Source organism: Parabacteroides chongii (genome assembly GCF_029581355.1).
GTDB classification, from domain to species: domain Bacteria; phylum Bacteroidota; class Bacteroidia; order Bacteroidales; family Tannerellaceae; genus Parabacteroides; species Parabacteroides chongii.
This window is the reverse complement of sequence record NZ_CP120849.1, coordinates 2,353,187-2,369,133: the sequence shown is the minus strand read 5'-3', so window position 1 is coordinate 2,369,133 and position 15,947 is coordinate 2,353,187. Positions and strand designations below refer to the sequence as shown.

14 protein-coding genes are annotated in these 15,947 nt (G+C 42.1%); 11 read left to right on the top strand and 3 right to left on the bottom strand.

What is annotated here, in order from left to right; genetic code table 11:
- Positions 1–295 precede the first annotated feature (295 nt).
- From P3L47_RS08865 to P3L47_RS08840, 6 genes are all read left to right on the top strand, one after another.
- Positions 296–1,981 carry an AAA family ATPase gene (locus tag P3L47_RS08865; protein ID WP_122363218.1) on the top strand — a complete coding sequence of 562 codons (1,686 nt, stop codon included), beginning with the start codon at positions 296–298 and terminating at the stop codon, positions 1,979–1,981.
- Positions 1,982–2,048: 67 nt separating this feature from the next.
- Positions 2,049–3,140 carry a TlpA disulfide reductase family protein gene (locus P3L47_RS08860; protein WP_277783373.1) on the top strand — a complete coding sequence of 364 codons (1,092 nt, stop codon included), beginning with the start codon at positions 2,049–2,051 and terminating at the stop codon, positions 3,138–3,140.
- A gap of 76 nt (positions 3,141–3,216) precedes the next feature.
- Entirely contained in the window at positions 3,217–3,753 is a 537-nt protein-coding gene (locus tag P3L47_RS08855) for a DUF4858 domain-containing protein (protein WP_277783372.1), read from the top strand.
- 88 nt (positions 3,754–3,841) lie between these two features.
- Positions 3,842–4,576 (top strand): lysophospholipid acyltransferase family protein, encoded by a 735-nt coding sequence (locus P3L47_RS08850; protein WP_277783371.1) that lies wholly within the window; start codon positions 3,842–3,844, stop codon positions 4,574–4,576.
- A gap of 143 nt (positions 4,577–4,719) precedes the next feature.
- Positions 4,720–5,226 (top strand): hypothetical protein, encoded by a 507-nt coding sequence (locus tag P3L47_RS08845; protein WP_277783370.1) that lies wholly within the window; start codon positions 4,720–4,722, stop codon positions 5,224–5,226.
- Positions 5,227–5,244: 18 nt separating this feature from the next.
- Positions 5,245–6,063 (top strand): hypothetical protein, encoded by an 819-nt coding sequence (locus P3L47_RS08840; RefSeq protein ID WP_122363213.1) that lies wholly within the window; start codon positions 5,245–5,247, stop codon positions 6,061–6,063.
- 40 nt (positions 6,064–6,103) lie between these two features.
- Here P3L47_RS08840 and nudC read toward each other — a convergent pair whose 3' ends face one another.
- Complete coding sequence (gene nudC / locus P3L47_RS08835; protein ID WP_122363212.1) at positions 6,104–6,883, bottom strand: NAD(+) diphosphatase; 780 nt, start codon at positions 6,881–6,883, stop codon at positions 6,104–6,106.
- Positions 6,884–7,365: 482 nt separating this feature from the next.
- On the opposite strand from nudC, the gene P3L47_RS08830 reads away from it, so the two are divergent.
- Both P3L47_RS08830 and P3L47_RS08825 read left to right on the top strand, forming a co-directional pair.
- Positions 7,366–8,040, top strand: a complete 675-nt coding sequence (locus P3L47_RS08830; RefSeq protein WP_122363208.1) for an ABC transporter ATP-binding protein — start codon at positions 7,366–7,368, stop codon at positions 8,038–8,040.
- A gap of 249 nt (positions 8,041–8,289) precedes the next feature.
- The gene (locus P3L47_RS08825) at positions 8,290–10,230 is read left to right on the top strand and encodes a TlpA family protein disulfide reductase (protein WP_277783369.1); all 1,941 of its coding nucleotides are present in this window, start codon (positions 8,290–8,292) and stop codon (positions 10,228–10,230) included.
- A 49-nt stretch (positions 10,231–10,279) separates the two neighbouring features.
- On the opposite strand, the gene P3L47_RS08820 is transcribed toward P3L47_RS08825, so the two are convergent.
- Together P3L47_RS08820 and P3L47_RS08815 are read right to left on the bottom strand one after the other, a co-directional pair.
- Positions 10,280–10,666: a HepT-like ribonuclease domain-containing protein gene (locus P3L47_RS08820; protein WP_277783368.1), complete on the bottom strand. Its 387-nt coding sequence runs from the start codon at positions 10,664–10,666 to the stop codon at positions 10,280–10,282.
- On the bottom strand, positions 10,650–10,943 hold the full coding sequence (locus tag P3L47_RS08815; protein ID WP_277783367.1) for a nucleotidyltransferase family protein: 294 nt from the start codon (positions 10,941–10,943) through the stop codon (positions 10,650–10,652). The genes P3L47_RS08820 and P3L47_RS08815 overlap by 17 nt, the downstream gene beginning before the upstream one ends.
- 111 nt (positions 10,944–11,054) lie before the next feature.
- Here P3L47_RS08815 and P3L47_RS08810 point away from each other — a divergent pair, with 111 nt between their 5' ends.
- The 3 genes from P3L47_RS08810 (at position 11,055) to P3L47_RS08800 (ending at position 15,799) form a co-directional block, all read left to right on the top strand.
- Positions 11,055–13,742: a S9 family peptidase gene (locus tag P3L47_RS08810; RefSeq protein WP_277783366.1), complete on the top strand. Its 2,688-nt coding sequence runs from the start codon at positions 11,055–11,057 to the stop codon at positions 13,740–13,742.
- 72 nt (positions 13,743–13,814) lie between these two features.
- Positions 13,815–14,033, top strand: a complete 219-nt coding sequence (locus tag P3L47_RS08805; RefSeq protein WP_277783365.1) for a hypothetical protein — start codon at positions 13,815–13,817, stop codon at positions 14,031–14,033.
- Between the two features lie 149 nt (positions 14,034–14,182).
- Complete coding sequence (locus P3L47_RS08800) at positions 14,183–15,799, top strand: tetratricopeptide repeat protein (protein ID WP_277783364.1); 1,617 nt, start codon at positions 14,183–14,185, stop codon at positions 15,797–15,799.
- The last annotated feature ends 148 nt before the right edge of the window (positions 15,800–15,947 follow it).

Genomic DNA, 15,947 nt, shown 5'->3' with positions numbered 1-15,947 from the left:
GACAGGTGAAGGCTATGGTCGAAATTCTCCCTGTAGGTATGAAAAAGCAGAGATACGATAATAGGAAGATATATGAACTATTTCAATAAGAACCAGGTACGCGGATAACGCAGATTAGGCGGATCAAAACGGATTAAATGATCCGATCCGTTCAAATCCGCTCAATCCGCGTCATCCGCGTACCTGGTTCTTTTATTGCGACAAATAGATTCAAAATCTGACAATAATTGAGCCTCGATCATAGAAATCGGTTAATTATTTTATCTTTGTAGAACCTTTTTAAAACAGGACAGTCATGGATAGAAAAAAGCTACCGATAGGCATCAGCGACTACAAGCGGATGATCAGCGAAGATTATTATTATGTGGATAAGACAGACTTTATCCGTCAGATAGTTGAAGACGGGAGTCTGATCACCCTGTTGCCGCGTCCGCGCCGCTTCGGTAAGACGCTCAACCTTTCTACACTACGTTACTTCTTCGAGAAGACGGAAGGCAATGTGTTCCGTCCGCTGTTTAAAGACAAAAGCATCGAAGGGTGGAAAGATTTTGATAAGTATCAGGGGAAATATCCGGTGATAATGATCACGCTGAAAGATTGCAAAGCAGATACCTTTGAAGGGGTATTGGAGTTGCTGGCTTTTGAATTGCAGTCGGAATTTATACGACACAAATACCTACTCGACAGTCCGCAGATTGAAAAGGCTTATATCTCAGTCTTTGAAGCCATCCGCGAAAGCCGGGCTACGGAAACACAAATGCAAAACTCACTGGGTATGTTGTCGACCATGCTTACCGACTACTGGGGTATGCCCCCGCTGGTCCTGCTCGACGAATACGACACTCCCATACACGTGGCCTTCGACAAAGGCTACTACGACCGGATGATCGGCTTTATGCGCAACTTTATGAGTACGGTGTTCAAAGACAATACGGATATCTTCCGTGGCGTAATCACAGGTATTCTCAGGGTAAGCAAGGAGTCGATATTCAGTGGGCTGAATAATATAGACGTAGATACGATTCTTGAAACTCCGATGTGTACTTCCTTTGGTTTTACGCAGGAGGAAACAGACCGGATACTGGATGATTACTCGCTCGGCAGCTATAAAGAAGAGGTGAAAGAATGGTATAACGGCTACCTGTTCGGTGGAGAAACGGTTTACAACCCCTGGTCGGTATTATCTTATATAAATAAAGGTGGCGTACTAGCCCCCTACTGGGTAAACACCGGTTCCGATGTCTTGCTACGCCATCTGCTGGCCGACGGCCCCGCACAGATACGCGACGGCGTGGAAGCCCTGATACAAGGCGATCCGGTCCGCAGTGTGATTAACGACAAGCTGGCGTTTCCGGATTTATTGGCCAAGCCGGTCAATATCTGGTCGTTTATGTTATTCAGCGGTTACCTGAAAGCCTATGATCCGATACTGACACCGGAAGACTTGACGGAATATACCTTACAGGTACCTAACCGGGAAGTGAAGACTGTGTTTCGTACCATTATTCAAAGTTGGATAGACGGAGGGCCGGTGAAGAACGACCGCCTCGAACGGATGCTGCAAGCCCTGGACGAAAACAATATGCCGATCTTCCAACGGCTGTTGAACGATTTTGTGGTAAATACGCTTTCCTATTATGATACTTCCGGACGCGATCCAGAGAAAGTCTACCAGGCTTTCTTACTGGGAATGCTGGTGAGTACGGGAGCTTATGAGATAAGCAGCAACCGCGAGTCGGGTCTGGGACGTTATGATATCCTGATGCGACCGCGTAATATCCAAAAACGGGGTATCATCATGGAACTCAAGTTGTATGACCCGATGTTCGACAAGTCGGTAGACGACGTGCTGGATTCCGCTCTCCAACAAATCGAAGATAAACAATATGCAGCCACCCTGCATGCCGCAGGTGTCACCGATATCCTCCAAATGGCCATCACCTTCGACGGCAAACGGGTATGGATAAAAACTCGAATATAGAAAGTTTTGAACCTACTTTTGTATATTCATTTGAACAGGATGTATAAATCTTATAATTATCAACTATATGAAGACAAACTTTTTATTCACATTGTTAACCGGACTATTGCTTTTCACAGCCTGTTCGGAAAAGCCGGCCACGACTTATACCATAAACGGTACTATTCCGGATAATTCGCTGGATGGTCAAATGATCTATATCTATAACCGCGATGGCAAGAGCAATATAGATAGTACAAACGTCACAGGAAATACTTTCACCTTCACAGGAAAGATGGACACCCCCGCTTATTGCCAGATCACCGCCAGCCGGGAATATTATGTCAATTTCATTCTTGAGAACGGGACGATCAACCTCGATCTGAGTAAACCGGTATCTCCGTCAGGAAGTCCTTTAAATGATGAATTCGCACGTTTCTTCGCTGCTCAGGATAGCATGTCGGACCTGATCGATTCCAAACGACAGGAGCTCATGAAACAAACGGAGGATAAAGAAGAACGCATGAAGTTACAGAAAGACTTTTTCCAGCAAGAATGGAAACCGGCTTATCTGGCTATACTCGACGGATTCTTCAACAAAAACCTGAATAACCCGATAGGAATCAGGTCCCTGCACCATATGGACGGCTATCTCTCTCCCGACCAGGTAAAGGCTAAAATAACTCAACTGAGCGAGCCGATGCGCAACACTCCCGATATGCAAGATATGATACAGCGCTTCGAAGCTATAGAAAAGACTGCCGAAGGAAAACCCTTCGTCGACTTTACGATCGAAACGGAAGACGGAAGCAAAGTCTCATTATCCGACTATGTAGGAAAAGGCAAATACACGCTGGTCGATTTTTGGGCAAGCTGGTGCGGTCCCTGCCGCGCAGAAACACCCGTTTTGGCAGAAGTTTATAATCAATACAAAGCCAAAGGACTGGAAGTCTTAGGCGTTGCCGTATGGGACGATCAGGAAAATACAAAGAAGGCTATAGAAGAATTGAAAATTACCTGGCCACAAATACTGAATGCCGGTGAAACACCGACCAAACTATACGGTATCAACGGCATACCTCATATCATCCTGTTCGGTCCCGACGGCACAATCGTTGCACGCGACCTGCGTGGCGACGGACTGAAAGCAAAGGTAAAAGAAGTGATCGAAACTAAATAAATCGAAACACGATGCAGTATTTCAACTTCCCGCACATTTCTATATTAGATTATGTACGGGAAGTTGAACTTTTTAGATGAGTAAACAAGTAATTATATTATTATTGATCTGCCTGAGCAATACGGAATATCTATATGCCCAATGGACAGAAAAGGATTCGGTATGGCTTCAGAAAATTCTCTCCGGCAAAGAGAAACTGGAACTCAATCCCGAAGCGCTGAAAGCGATCCAGTCAGGTACACTGATCAATACGGAAGAACCGGCTTCCCATATGATCCTGTCACCGGAACAGTCTCCCGCACAATCCATCCAAAAAGATTTCACCGAGTTCGTCCGTCCGCAAAACGCTGAAGAGCATAACCCAAACCGAAAAGTAGCGTTGAAAGACCTTCCCCCGTCCGTATTCAGGTTATATGGGATGAATAAGCCATTGCCCAAGGTTAAAATGTTAGGTTCTTTCCAGGTATCTCCCGGTATCCGTGCCGAAGCCCGGAAACCGTCAGGCATCTCATTCGACGATCTGCTGCAACAGGTATTTATGCCCAGTGCACGTTACAAACGTAAAAATGCACAACGCTGGAGGACTCAAAAATTTTACAATAGTTATCCATAACGACAGTAGTAGGATATTTTTTTATACTTTTGTTACCTTATTAATAAACATAAGGTCGAATTTATAAATATACAACTTAAAGGATAAAATGGAGAAAATCATTTCGTATCCGCTTTCAGCTATCTACTATCTGTTATTTGGAATAACACTGGGATTCTTTCATATAGTGCAGTGGATTTGCTTCAACCTTTTTGGTTACAAGGCACACAAAAAGAGTGTGGATGTTCTGAGTTTTTTCCTGGTGGCAAATACCTACGTACTGGGAACAAGATACAAAGTAAGCGGATTGGAAAAGCTCCCCGCCGATTCTCCCCTTATAATAGCTTCAAACCACCAAAGCCTCTACGATATTACCTCCATCTGCTGGTTCATGCGCAAGGTACATCCTAAATTCATCAGTAAAATCGAACTCGGCAAAGGCATCCCCAGCATTTCGTACAACCTGAATCATGGTGGCTCCGTGCTTATCGACCGGAAAGACGCGAAACAGGCATTGACAGCGATCCGGATTATGGCTGAATATATTGAAACGAACAAACGCTCGGCGGTAATATTTCCGGAAGGGACGCGAAGCAAAACAGGCAAACCCCGTCCTTTTGCCGAAAACGGACTAAAAATACTCTGCAAATATGCCCCCTCAGCCTATATAGTACCGGTCACCATCAACAACGCATGGAAAGTGACCAAATGGGGATCTTTCCCCTTAGGACTCGGCAATCGCATCGAACTCATCATCCACGACCCCGTTCCTGTGAAAGCAAAACCTTTCGCCGAACTCTTTGCTGAAACGGAGCAAACAGTGACCGGCAGTATTAAATTATAATTTTTTTTGTCTGCCATGCAGTATTTTAAGATTTCGTCCGTTTTATTATAAAGACTATTAATAATAAATCGGATTAGATGCAGCATTTCATTGATATATTGCGTCTTTGGATTAAGATATAAAACGAAAAATAGCAGACAATTATGACTAAATTACAGATATTAGCACTTTTGCTAGCCTCGATTGCCTTATTATTCTTTACCTCCTGCGACAATGACAGTTTTCAGGAGCCGGATGTATATAAGGTAACCCCTGATCTGCGCGCCAGGATCAACCAAGGCATGAAGCAGACTTCCAAATCCGACAGAAAAATATTCAACGCAAAATATGACCGGTTCGTGGAGAAATGCGATGAGTTATCTTATATAAGCAATCCGCACACCTATATGGAAACAGAGGAATATCAGGACTTCAAAGAATTTGTCCTTTCTTCCTCCCCTAACCTGTCGTATCTGGTGATGGATAAATTTCTGAAAGGAGGAATAGGCTTTTTTTCTTACATCATCAATGATATTCTCATGGCTTCAAAACCTGCGATAGCCGACCAGATCTCGGAACAAATAAAAGCAGCAGGAACTTTGGAGGAAAGTTTTTTCGTCTATCCGCAATTGTGCTTGGACATTTGGGTGGATGCATTGGAAAATCAATAAAAAACAGAATACCTCTTTATGAAGAAGAGAGCTGAAAAAATATGGACTCTTTTAGTCTGCATCCTGTTATTCGCCAACGGGATGGTCAGTTGCGACTCTTCCGATCTGGACAAACTTCCGCAAAATGAGAACCCGGAAGTGGCTTTTGTCAATGATGAGGTTCCTCAGAGATTATCCCTTAATAATGCCCGGTTAAAACGGGTCGTGCCCTCTTCTTTCGATTCTGTTTATTCCGGTAAAGTATATGAATATAACAGTGATGGCAAGTTGGCCCGGATTTCCGACTGTATGTATAACGGAACGGAAGTAACCGATACGCTGGAATATAATATATACCAATATGACCAGGAAGACCAGTTGGTGCTTACTTCCAGTTTTACTGCCAATAAGAATGCACCGTCAGGATTTATTAACCTGCAGACACAGGTCTATATCTATTCCAAAGAGGGGAAGCTGGAGAAAAGCATCACTTATTATCCGGCTATTTCCCAATCCGAATATAACCTCTATAAATACAAAAACAATATGCTGGACCGGAAAGAACATTACGGGACTTCCGGAGTACTGGAGAGTTATACGACCTATACCTACGACAAGGTCGGTAAATTGATCCTGGAACGATATTACGTAGCTAATAACCAACTGATCAATTACATTCAACATTCTTTCACCGACGGTTTGAATACACGTTCGGTAACTTTCTCCGCAACCGGAGAAGCTCTCAGGAAAGTAATCAACACCTATGATAGCAATTATAACCTTATCCGCTCAGAGTCGAAGGAACTCGTTTCGTACAGTTCACGGTCTGATTTCACGGCACAATATGAATATGAATAACGCTCAATTTCACGATTCATATTGTGCCATTATGTAACTATCACTTATTCTGTTCCAGCCACCAGTCGATCATCTTACGGGCCAGACTGAGTTTTCGGGGAAGCTCCGGCAGATTCTCTTTCGTAAAGAATGCTCCCTCACTCAGTTCTTCATCCTGAAGACGGATCGTCCCACTGACATAATCGGCTATAAATCCGACCATCAGGTTACTCGGATAAGGCCAGGGCTGATTTCCGAAATAAGAAATATTGGTAATCTCCAGTCCTGTTTCTTCCATAACTTCCCTTCTTACGCATTCCTCCAGCGTCTCCCCCGTTTCCAGAAAACCGGCAACCAGCCCATGAAATGATCCTTTGAAATTGCGGGCATGGACCAACAGGATTGAATCTTCTTTACGTATCAGTACCAATATCGCCGGAGACACAACCGGATATATTTCATATTTACAGGCGGGACATTGCTTGGATATAGCAGTCTGCATGACTGTTTTCGTTCCGCAAGCCGGACAAAAACGGCTGTGCCGATCCCAATAAATCAATTCGTAAGCCTTTCCGGACAGAGTATGTAACCTGCCATCGAGATAATCGTATGAGGCACGCAATCCCATCGGAAGGAAATCGGGCGTCTCTTCCAGCGGAGCTTCTACAACGGCTGTTCGACAGGGTATATCCTGAAACAAACTGACTTCCAATACATTTTCTACCGGAACAGGAGGATGGATACTACAAGGAATTGTATAGGTTTCACCTTCTTTCTTCAGCAGTAACTGGTCGTTGAAGAAAATAAACCAGTACGCAGGTGCATTATTTATATTGCTCATCACTTTTTACTTTTGAACGCACAAATATACAGACTAATATAAGATATGATTCAAAAAAACATCTCTATTTAAAATATTCCTCCACGTCAATCGTCTACAAGAACAGAAGGCATGTCTTACTAAACAGATTTTTTAATTTAATTATGAGGATATTCCATAGACTGTACTATTAACGCAATTATCAAAATGACACTACCCTACCAGGTAATCGGGATTACTATACCAGGTAAATGAAAATACCCGACCGGGTAATATATTTTAACATATCAAAGAAAACGCAAAATTCCAGTTTTGGTTTACATTCTGATATTTTATGCATTACGACTTATTCCCTTGACATTATATGTGCGTTTCCGAACTTGATTCGTGCGGATATGCACGACCTTCAACTATCTAATAGCTTTTATACAACTACATATCAACCATTTACAAATGTGGCACAGCTTTTGTACTCTATATAATAAATTAAAATTCTTATACGCATGATTAAGACAGTAGCATTAGAAAAAATCTTCCGCACAGAAGAAGTGGAAACATGGGCTTTGAATAAGGTGAATATCGAAGTGAAAGAAGGAGAGTTTGTAGCAATTATGGGACCTTCCGGTTGCGGTAAGTCTACGCTACTGAACATTCTAGGATTACTGGATAACCCGAGTTCCGGTGAATATTATCTGAACGGGACAGAAGTTTCTAAATTCACGGAAGCCCAGCGTACCAAGTTACGTAAAGGAATTATCGGATTTGTATTCCAGAGTTTCAACCTGATCGACGAACTGAATGTATACGAGAATATAGAACTCCCGTTGCTTTACATGGGAGTTTCAGCAGCAGAACGCAAACAGAAAGTCAGAGAGGCAATGGAACGTATGGCAATTGTCCATCGCGAGAAACATTTTCCCCAACAGTTGTCCGGGGGTCAGCAGCAACGTGTCGCTATTGCACGTGCCGTCGTTGCCAATCCGAAACTGATCCTTGCCGATGAGCCGACCGGTAACCTGGACAGTAAGAACGGACAGGAAGTCATGAACCTGCTCAACGAGCTGAATAAAGAAGGAACAACCATCGTCATGGTGACGCACAGCCAACACGATGCCGGGTATGCATCACGTGTCATCAATCTGTTTGACGGGCAGGTGGTAACCGAAACCGTTATTTAATCTTTAAAAACAAAGAAAAACCGTGTGCCGATGTATTTTATGTTACATCGGCACATGATGCTTAAACGATATCATATAATATCGGAAGTGGAAAAGTTTCCATATATTAAAATGGGGGCATGCTCTGACAACAAATGTTATTTATCTACGATTTCATCGTAATTATTACGATTTACAGTTTTATATACATATATTTCCGATCAAAAACATTAAACATACTATTTTAAACACAAATTAAATTCTACAGGTATGAAGCAAATCCTATCATTACTCATTGTACTCCTTTATTGTACAACGATACAAGCAAAAGAAAGAGTAGTAGAATTACCGGCATTTGACGCATGGAGTTCCACTTCTATCGAAATTCAAAAGATCGTATTAAGCGACACGGCAACAACAGTCTATATCGACGCTTTTTATCGTCCCCACAACTGGATAAAAATCGCTAAAGACAGCTATCTGCAAGCCGACGGAAAACAATACAAACTTCTGTCGGGTATTGGTATGGAGCCGGATAAAGAAATATGGATGCCGGAATCGGGGACATATTCTTTCCAGATGATCTTCCCACCGCTACCTGAAAATACAACAATTGTCGATTTTACCGAAGGAGAATTCGAAGGAGCATTCAGCATCTGGGGAATCCATTTGGATGGGAAACCGGCTTTTTCACCTCTTGCAGGCAAAAAGAACCCGAAAGAGTCTCCTGTTTTGGAAACTCCGGAACTGAAATCCGGTATCGCCACTCTTAAAGGCCATATCGCAGGCTTCCGCCCGGAAATGAAATTACAGGGATCTACATGGGCTTATAACCCGGTGACCGGTGATGTGGATGAAAATAAAATATCGGTAGACAATAAGGGTGATTTTACATTGGAACTGCCTCTTAACCATATCTCAGTGGTTAATATATCTGCCAATTTCATGCAGGCTCCGGTCTACCTGAAACCGGGAGAAACGACTTCTGTTGAAATAAACTTCCCCGAGATATGCCGTGCACAATCAAAATTACAGAAAGATAAACCGTCATCAGGAGAAAAGTACTATTTCAGCGGTGCTCTGGCAGCATTAAACAATGAAGTATGCAATAGTCCGCTGCGTGGTCTGCCGGTAGGTATCAGTTCGCAGGAAGATTACGATCAAATGTTTAAGGATGTAGCTACCATGAACATCGATCAGTACAAACAATACTGGCTGGACCGTAGAGAGAAAGGCCTGAAAGAACTCGATAAATATCCGCATATCAGCGATGCATACCGTAAGATCCTTGTGCTGAATGCCGATATGGAGACAGCTATGCAATTAATGGGGTATTATGTATTGGAATATGCCTACCGGAGAGCCAACAATATTCCGCGTGACTCGGCAGCCGTTGGATTCGTACAACCGGTTATCACTGCCGAATATTATGACTTTGTTCCGCGCCTGGTTCCTAACGATCCCATCGGATTATATGCTTCTTATTACAGTAACATTATAAGAAGCCTCCAGTATGCAAACATCTCCGGACAGCCTCTTCCGGAAGGAACAAAAGAATTCCCGGACAATACAGCAGATCTTGCCAAATTAATGGGCACAGACAAAGGCATCCTGTTCGACCTGATAGCAGCTCAAAAACTGGCACGTCCTATCCAGGAATTTAAACCGCTCACCGACGAAGAACTGGCTCAGGCGGATGAGATATCTCCTGTCATTAAAAACATACTGACAACGATGAATAACAAGCTCAAGCAGACTATCGAAGAAAACAAAAAGAAATCCGGTTATACAGTCGACCGGGTTAATATCGCCGATATCCCTGCAGAAGAATTATTCAATGCCATTACAACCCCTTACCGTGGAAAAGTTGTATTCGTTGATTTCTGGGCAACGTGGTGCGGCCCTTGTCGTATGGCTATGGAGCAATCAGAGCCTGTAAAGAAAGAATTCGAGGGGAAAGACGTCGTATTCCTCTATCTTGCCGGAGAAAATTCGCCTAAAGGAGCCTGGGAACAGATGATCCCGGATATTAAAGGTGAACACTACCGCGTAACTTCTGATCAATGGGATTTCTGGGGAAAGAAATTCGGTATCAATGGCGTACCTTCTTATATGGTTCTGTCAAAAGACGGAACACCGGTTCATTTCCAGGTAGGTTTTATGGGAGTAGAGAAGATGAAAGAGATGATCGAGGATGAATTGAAAAAATAATATCTATAAAAAAGAGAAGAATGCCTCATTTACATTCTTCTCTTTTTTATTAATTATTTTCCTTCAAATCTTTTATTATATGGTTTACAGCATTTAGTAAGGTTGGCATTCGTTGTTTAATTGTCACAAAAATAATATCAGGATCAACTCCAACATAATGATGAGATATAAAATCTCGCATGCCAATCGCCCCTTTCCATGAAACTTCAGGATATTGATTTAACAACTTATGCTCTGTTTTATTATCCACAGTTTTTAAGTTTTCGCCTATCACTTGCATTAGCATGCATGCTGCATCCATCTTCTCCATCCCACTATCAGACAATAAGAAATCATCAACGGATTCTATGGCAGCCGTACGCTTAATAATCTTTTCCGCAATTTGGCTTACATATTCTAATAGTTCGATTATTTCTTCTTTATGCAAAAATTCCATCCCGTTCAATATTTTTTTGGAATAAGTGACTCATACCTGCTCTTAAACGAACCAAATCCACTTTACATTTACATAGTTGCTCCAATTCATCACGAATATCAACCAAAACAAAAGCATCGGGTACTTTTACCTCTATACAGACATCCAAATCGCTATCGGCCGTTTGTTCATCACGCGCGACAGAACCGAAAATGCCTATTTTAAGAATGCCATATTTATCTGCGGCCTTTTCCTTAAATTGCTTCAGTATTGCCAGATACTCTGTTTTTGTCTTCATAAAAGAATCTTATTTATACAAATATAGAACTTTCATTTCATTCAAGACATATCCTTTTATAAAAAACTCGTAATATTGCATTTCATAAACATAACACACTTAATCGATCATATGAGGAATCTGAAACAATTGGCATTTTTAATCTGCCTGAATGCTTATTGCACACTCTCTGCGCAGGAGACCAAAAAGGCAATGACATTCGACGAAATGGTTAGCTGGAAACGCATTACAGAACAGGCTATATCCCACGACGGGAAATGGGTTGCCTGTAAAATGGAACCCTGGAGGGGGGATGCCAGTATCTTCGTCTACAACGCCAAAGGAGAAATGACAGCCTCTTTTCTTCCGGCAGGTCATGCCGAATTTTCCGCCTCATCCAAATACCTGCTAGTTACAAAAAAGCCGGAACTGGAAAAAGTGGAAGCTCTGAAACTGAAAAAGACAAAAGAAGCAGATATGCCTTCGGACGAATTGATTATCTTCAATCTTCCGGAGAAAAAAGAGACAATCGATTCCCTGAAATCATACAAACTATCAGAAAGTGCTGATTGGATCGCTTACAAACGGAGCAGTAAATCGGATACCGTATTGCATGTCCGTGCGTTGGACGGAAGTAAAGAAATATCGTTCTCCGATGTAAATGAGTTTGGCTTTGCCAGGAAAAGCAATGTCTTGTATTATTCGACTGATTCAACCGTATGTACATATACTCCCGACAAAGGCAGTTCCCTGATTTTCGAGGGGAAAGGTGTTTTCTCTCAAATAACATTCAATGAAACAGGAAGTAAGATTGCTTTTCTTCATTGCCCGGACAAAGATTCCACAAATACATTATATTCACTCTATCTGGCTGAGAACAATGCTCCTGCACGTTTAGTTGCAGACAAAAAGGCGGCTTTCCTTCCTGCCGGTTGGGTGATCAGCGGAAACGGAAATCTGCGTTTTTCTAAAAATTCCGAACGCATTTTCTTCGGTACGGCACCAGCCCCATTGCAAAAAGACACCACCCGACTGGATGATAACTATCCAAACGTACAGATATGGAAATGGGATGAAGATATCCAATATACGCAACAGGTATACAACAAGCAAAAAGACTTGAAAAAAACGTATGCCGCAGTGTATAATATCAACAGCAACAAGTTATTCCAGCTTGCCGATAAAAAAATCCCGAATTTGCTGACTGACGATGAAGGCAATGCTACAATCGCCTTATTGTCAACCAATTTACCCTATGCAACTGAACAAATGTGGGAAGGCAGAAGCCGTTATGACATATACACGATCAATTTGGAAACAGGAGACCGCAAACAGATCAAGGAAGCGGCAAACACGAATATGCGCCTTTCTCCGAAAGGAACTTATGCCTACTGGTACTGTGTGCAAGACAGTTCCTGGTATACGTATTCGATGGAAAACGGAAAAGAATACCGCCTCACCACTCCCGCTACATTTGCAGCATGGGATGAAGACAACGATGTTCCGGACTATCCATCTCCGCACGGCCTTGCCGGATGGACAACCGATGATCGCAATATCTTGCTATATGACCGTTACGATATCTGGAAATTCGATCCTTCGGCACAAGTGCCGGCAGTCAACCTTACCGTCAACGGACGGAAAGAGCAATTGTCTTACCGTTTGATACAATTGGATAAAGAACAAAAATTCATCGATACGAAAAAGCCGCAGTTATTACTGGCTTTCAACGAAAAAACAAAAGGTTCGGGCTATTACCATGTAACCCTTTCAGCACCGGCTGCACCTAAGACATTACTGGCCGGCAACTTTATGCTGAAAACTCCGGTCAAGGCTAAAAATGCAGATGCGGTAATTTACACGTCAGAGACATTCGAACAATATCCGGATGTACGGTTATCCGATCTGAGCTTCAAGAAGTCTGTCCAACTGACACATGGAGGAGAACAACAGGAGCAACTGAACTGGGGTACGGCAGAACTCGTTTCCTGGATTTCACTGGATGGTGTTCCACTGGAAGGCGTTGTCTATAAACCGGCTGATTTCGATCCGGCAAAGAAATATCCGGTAATCGTCAATTTCTACGAACGTAATTCGGAAACGCTTTACGCCTATCATATGCCGGAACCTCATCGTTCCACAATCGATTATCATTTCTATACCAGTAACGGGTACATCATCTTCAATCCGGATGTACGTTATGTAGACGGTTATCCGGGAGAAAGCTGTTTCAACTGTGTTATGCCGGGAATCACGTCATTGATTGCCAAAGGTTATGTTAATGAAAAAGGAATCGGTGCACAGGGACATAGCTGGGGAGGATACCAGGTCGCTTACCTGGCTACCCGCACGAACCTGTTCTCAGCCATAGAGTCAGGTGCTCCCGTTGTGAATATGTTCAGTGCATACGGCGGAATACGCTGGGGATCAGGTCTGAACCGTTCTTTCCAGTATGAACACGGACAGAGTCGTATCGGTGGAACCTTATGGAATGCTCCGCTGCAATATATGGAGAATTCACCTTTGTTTACCATGGATAAGGTAGAAACTCCTATCCTGATCATGCATAATGACAATGATGGCCATGTGCCCTGGTATCAGGGAATCGAATATTTTGTAGCCTTGAAGCGCCTGCAAAAACCGGTTTGGTTGCTGAATTATACCGGTGAAATCCATTGGCCGATGCGATTGGCAAACCGTATCGACTTCCAGAAACGTATGTTCCAGTTCTTCCAGCATTACCTGAACAAGCAGCCGATGCCGCAATGGATGAGCGAAGGTATCCCTGCCGTCGATCAGGAGTTTAAATTAGGATACTAATAAATGCAAGTCTTTTATATTACAAAGATATAATGATTCAGAAATTCTTTATATCTTTGTAATTATAGATATATGAACGAAATGAAAGCAACTGGAAACATATTAAGTATACGGGTAGATATTCCCCAATCGGAATTTTCTATATTTGAGTTTCTAGCCCAAAAGATGGGATGGAAAATTCGTTCTGAAAAGGAAGACACAGAAAAAAAAGAACTGGAAGAAGAAAAAAAACAGTTTTTTGCTAACTCAAAACGATCGATGGCAAAACAGATCGAAAAATATGTCAGTTGATCGGAGGATATACAGAACGAGATGTCGTAAGGATATGTAGTCGCATAAAAAATAGTGCATTTCAAGAAGTTATAGAAAAAATTAAACATACTATATTTTAACTGCACATTTACCCTTCGCTTTTTTGCTTCAAATAACCGAAATATATCATGAGAAAGAACTTTCTGCCGTTCATTATCATACTATTTTTCTCCGCTTGCACAGGCAGAGATACAAACTATTGGTTAGAACAGGCAGAAAGTTATCTGAACATGAAACCGGACAGTACATTGATCTTATTGCATAAGATCAAAAATCCTGATCGCCTCGCCGACTATCCGAAGGCAAAATACAACCTGTATCACACTGTTGCTGAAATACAAAAAGGAAGTAAAAACCGGACAGACTCTCTGATATCGGAAACTATTGATATTTTCATTGCCAATAATGATTCCATCAACACTTCCAAAGCTTGTTTTTGGGCAGGACTTATTAATATGCAGGCAAATGACTATACGCGTGCCGACTCATTTTTTATTCGGGGTATTCCATTTGCTCCCAATGCCTCATTACGAACCCGGTTATATGAATATAGCGGTATTTCTTGCCTGAATAATAATAAACCGGAACAGGCATTGCAACAACATGTACGATCTTTACAAGATACGGCTCTCATTTCAACACCGGAGAAGGCTAGTGTATTGGCAGAGATCGGACAGGCTTACCGATACACCGGACAAACGGACAGTGCTCTTATTTATTACCGGAAAGCGATCGATAAATCCCTGGAAGCCAACTCAAACGAACAAACAGCCTTTTTTTACGAAAAGATAAGTGATATAGAGAAAGAAAAAGGGGATATTAAAAATGCTACCGCCGCCCTGAAATCTGCCATAGAATTTAGCAACAGACGTACGAGCTACCCATACCATATGCTCGCACAGGCACAAATATACATCGCTGCCGGAGAAACAGACTCTGCCGGAATGTATCTGAAAAATGCCATACAAAGCACCAATCCTTACATCGCCACCCGTGCTTATCAGCTACAAGCCAACCTATATGAACAAGGTAATAAAAGCGAACAGACATACTATACCTGGAAAAATTATTCACAAAGCTTCAATAACATCTCCGGTGAAGTCCATTCTGAAATAATGAAACAACGGTATCAGGAAGAACTATTGAAAAATGAGAATAATGAGTTGAAACTCAAAAAGAAACAACAAGACATTTACCTCCTCTCCTTATGCCTGATATTGATCACAGCTTGTACCCTTTGGTATATTATCTATAGCCGTTTACGGAAAAAGAAAATAATCAGTGAACAGCAGCTCAAAGAACAGAAATTGAAAAATCAGGTTGCCCAGCTTGAAAGAGAACGGGAATTGATATCCCTGCGTGAAAGGGCTACAGCTTTACGTGAACAACTGTTCCGTCGTCTTTCTGCTTCTCAAAAGATTCCATCCCTTGCCGGCAAAACAAAAGAGAATACGGAAGACAGTAAATCGAGATTGACTGCAGATGAAATAGATGAACTGATCCAAACCGTCAATGAAATATGGTCGGGTTTTGCCGAACGCCTGAAAACAACTTACCCTCTGCTTAGAACAAAAGATATCGCTTTCTGCTGTTTACTGAAAAGCGGTATCAGCACAAAAGACCTGGCATCCATCTATTATATCACACCTTCCGCGATCAGTCAGAAAAAGGCACGAATGAAACGGGAAAAATTCGGAATGGAAGATGAAGACCGAACACTGGATGAGATTTTGAACGCTTTCTAACAGAAGAGAACAAAAATGTCAATGCCTTTCATCTACGACAAAATAGTAAATACCTATTCATCAGTAAGATAAGACCAGATATAGCTTTTAAAATGTCAACACGCTTTCTCCTCTTTTATCAATATTAAAGGATATATTTGCCCAACAT

Coding starts and splice junctions, on each gene's coding strand:
- P3L47_RS08865 (WP_122363218.1), top strand. CDS start 296: ATGGATAGAAAAAAGCTACCGATAGGCATCAGCGACTACAAGCGGATG.
- P3L47_RS08860 (WP_277783373.1), top strand. CDS start 2,049: ATGAAGACAAACTTTTTATTCACATTGTTAACCGGACTATTGCTTTTC.
- P3L47_RS08855 (WP_277783372.1), top strand. CDS start 3,217: ATGAGTAAACAAGTAATTATATTATTATTGATCTGCCTGAGCAATACG.
- P3L47_RS08850 (WP_277783371.1), top strand. CDS start 3,842: ATGGAGAAAATCATTTCGTATCCGCTTTCAGCTATCTACTATCTGTTA.
- P3L47_RS08845 (WP_277783370.1), top strand. CDS start 4,720: ATGACTAAATTACAGATATTAGCACTTTTGCTAGCCTCGATTGCCTTA.
- P3L47_RS08840 (WP_122363213.1), top strand. CDS start 5,245: ATGAAGAAGAGAGCTGAAAAAATATGGACTCTTTTAGTCTGCATCCTG.
- nudC (WP_122363212.1), bottom strand. CDS start 6,883: ATGAGCAATATAAATAATGCACCTGCGTACTGGTTTATTTTCTTCAAC.
- P3L47_RS08830 (WP_122363208.1), top strand. CDS start 7,366: ATGATTAAGACAGTAGCATTAGAAAAAATCTTCCGCACAGAAGAAGTG.
- P3L47_RS08825 (WP_277783369.1), top strand. CDS start 8,290: ATGAAGCAAATCCTATCATTACTCATTGTACTCCTTTATTGTACAACG.
- P3L47_RS08820 (WP_277783368.1), bottom strand. CDS start 10,666: ATGGAATTTTTGCATAAAGAAGAAATAATCGAACTATTAGAATATGTA.
- P3L47_RS08815 (WP_277783367.1), bottom strand. CDS start 10,943: ATGAAGACAAAAACAGAGTATCTGGCAATACTGAAGCAATTTAAGGAA.
- P3L47_RS08810 (WP_277783366.1), top strand. CDS start 11,055: ATGAGGAATCTGAAACAATTGGCATTTTTAATCTGCCTGAATGCTTAT.
- P3L47_RS08805 (WP_277783365.1), top strand. CDS start 13,815: ATGAACGAAATGAAAGCAACTGGAAACATATTAAGTATACGGGTAGAT.
- P3L47_RS08800 (WP_277783364.1), top strand. CDS start 14,183: ATGAGAAAGAACTTTCTGCCGTTCATTATCATACTATTTTTCTCCGCT.